Raw genomic sequence first — 2,783 nt, forward strand, 5'->3', positions numbered from 1 at the left:
AGCGCGTGCACGTGCTGAACACGCGGACCCTCTGCGTGCCGCACCGGGCGCTCGCGTGCTACGCCGTGCAGCTGGGCGGGCAGGGCCTCGGAGCGGAGGAGGTCGTGGGACGTCTGGGGGCCATGATGGGCACCACGCGCTCCTGCCTCATCCCCGAGGACTTCGACTACCTGCGCCGCGGCGGACGTCTCACGCCCCTTGCGGCCAAGTTCGCACACCTGGTGAAGGCGTTTCCCGTGATGGAGCAGACCGACGACGGCCGGAGGCTGGGCAAGCTCGCCATCGCCCGCTCGTTCAAGAAGGCGATCGCGGCCGTTGCGGCCGACTTCGAGGGACGCGGGGTGGGCGAGGGATACTACGTGAGCGTGAGCCACGCCGACAACCCCGACCAGGCAGCCGAGGCGCTCGCCTACCTGGAGGGACGCCTGCCGGGGTGCCGCTTCGGCCTGTTCGAGCTCGGCCCGGCCTTCATCACGCAGGGCGGACCAAGCTGCATCGCCGTTCAGGCGGTCGACCTGGGCGCGTGCCCCGGCTTGGACCTGTCGTAGGCGGGGCTGGCGGGTCGAGCATGGGGCAGGGACGGGGGCCCTCGTCCCTGCCCCTGTCCCATGGGGCGGCCCTGTCGAGGGCCGCAGCCGCGCGCCTAAAGCTCGTCGCGCGCGTCCTCCACCATGGACAGCAGCTCCTGCTGGTTGTGGATGTCCAGCTTGCGGTAGATGTGGCTGATGTGCGTCTTGGCCGTGCTCTTGGAAATGCACAGCTTGTCCTGGATGTAGGCGGCGTTGTGCCCCTTGGCCAACAGGAACATGACCTCGGTCTCGCGCCGTGACAGCAGGTAGCGGTCGGCGATGACCTCGCATTGCGAACGGAACCGCCCGCTTTTGCGCGAGCGCTCGGCCTCGGATGAGGCCGCGTCCGGCTCCTTGGAAGCCTCTTTCGCCGGTTCCTTGGCCAGCTGGGTGTCCGCCGCCAGCTTGGACGGCGTCGCGCTTCCTATGCTGGCGGCGCGCCAGCCGGGAGTGCCGGCCGAGCCGTAGGTGGGGAGGTCTGACGGCGTCTCGGCCGGCACCGAGCCCATGCCGAAGAGCGTTCCGGGCGTGGGCAGCGGCAGAGCCTCCGTCTCGGCACCGTCGTCGGACGCGTCCGCGCTCGTGCGGCGCGAAGCCCAGACAACCCTCTCTATCTGATGGTTGAAGGACTCTATGGCATCGAAATCGCGCCCGCCCTTCACCACGATGCGCTTGATGTCGCGCACACGGGGCAGCAGCGCGTACGCCACCACCATGGCCAGCATGATGAGCACGGCGCCGCCGGCCTCGCCGAACGGCGAGAGGGACGACAGGAATGCGGGGTCGGCCATCGACAGCGACCCGGCTATCGAGCCCAGGGCCAGGCAGCCGCGCCCGATGCCGAACACGAAGATGGGCGACAGGCGGAACTCCTGCGACAGCTCGCTGAAGAACACCCACATGAGCGCTTCGAAGCACATGTAGCCGGTGAGCAGCACGAGCGCCGCGATCATGGAGTTGTCCAGCGCGAGCGACGGCAGGAAGAACAGCGTGATGGCGATGAACGGGACAAGCGGCCGGAACAGGAAATCCCAGTGGCTGCGCTTGTCGATGGAGAACGTGGTCACCAGCAGCAGCACGGTGGCCGCACCGCCGGCGAACAGCGCCAGCAGCTGCGTGGTGAGGTCGGACGACGGCAAGATGACCTGCGTGGACAGCGAGCGGAGCGCGCCCAACGCGAAGCCGAACAGCAGCACCGGGAGCGCGAAGCGCAGGCAGAACGGCCCTTTGTGCACCGGCAGCGGGTTGAAGATGGGTATGGCGTGGCGCACGGCGTAGCTCACCGGCGTGAGGTGCCACAGGATGGGCAGCTCCAGCAGCGGCAGGCAGGCGGTGAGCACGCCCGAGAAGGGCGCGGGCACCACGTGGAGCGCGATGGAGTAGATGGCCACGGCTATGACGATGGCCACGGCCGTGTTCATGACGATGGTGGCGGCGCCATGACGCGAGTAGGCGGTGCCCCAGAACAGCAGCAGCAACGCCGATCCGATGCCCGTGGACACGCCGGCGAACACGGTGGCCGCTATGCCGAGTGCCCCGGGCAGCGTGGCGGCGAACACGGCGAACGTGCCCGCCGAGGTGAGGATGCCCGCCCCGAACAGCACGCGCTTGGCGGTGTAGAGCTTGAGGAGCTTCTGGTCGGTGATGGCGGCGAACAGAAGCGACAGCCCGAACACCACGATGGAGATGAGGAAGACGTACGAGACGAAGGAGCTGCTGTGGCCGAAAAGGCCTTCGGGAGCGGGCATCTGGAAGATGGAGTTCGTCCCGAACATGGCGGCATAGATCCAGGCCTGGTGTATGCCGAAGCCCAGGGAAAGGATATTTAGCTCCCCCTGCGTCCCCATGCCTCGATTGTCGTCTACGGTGATGCTGATACGCGGGAGGTTGATGGCCATGAGCGTTAGTATCCTCACATTCCCCTGTCGAGGTGATCATCGGACATAGTCTTCTCGGTCGGATGATGTTACTGCGAGTGCCGCTGCCCCTGTCGGCGCCGTTTGCCGCGCCGATTCGACCGATGGCCTCCACTATATACGTTTCTGGGGCGGGGTTCAAACGGGAGAAACCCGTTCATTGTCTCCTTACCTGGGGTTATTGGGCCGTCTATGCCCATAGGACGATAGAAATCAACCTCTCGGGACGATGTTGCGAACCACTTTTACATCGTGCAGGGCAGCGCCTGGGCGCCTGCGGGAATCCTCCTCGCGCGCG

Annotated in this window: 2 protein-coding genes; one reads left to right on the forward strand and one right to left on the reverse strand. The window is 66.7% G+C overall.

What is annotated here, in order from left to right:
* The coding region (locus GPA_RS19640) for a DegV family protein (RefSeq protein WP_041239790.1) at positions 1-548 on the forward strand (548 nt) is incomplete at its 5' end.
* 95 nt (positions 549-643) lie between these two features.
* Here GPA_RS19640 and GPA_RS15675 read toward each other — a convergent pair.
* Positions 644-2,467 (reverse strand): response regulator transcription factor, encoded by a 1,824-nt coding sequence (locus tag GPA_RS15675; protein WP_015540467.1) that lies wholly within the window; start codon positions 2,465-2,467, stop codon positions 644-646.
* Positions 2,468-2,783: the final 316 nt, after the last annotated feature.

Origin of the sequence: Gordonibacter pamelaeae 7-10-1-b, from assembly GCF_000210055.1 — a bacterium.
Classification (GTDB): domain Bacteria; phylum Actinomycetota; class Coriobacteriia; order Coriobacteriales; family Eggerthellaceae; genus Gordonibacter; species Gordonibacter pamelaeae.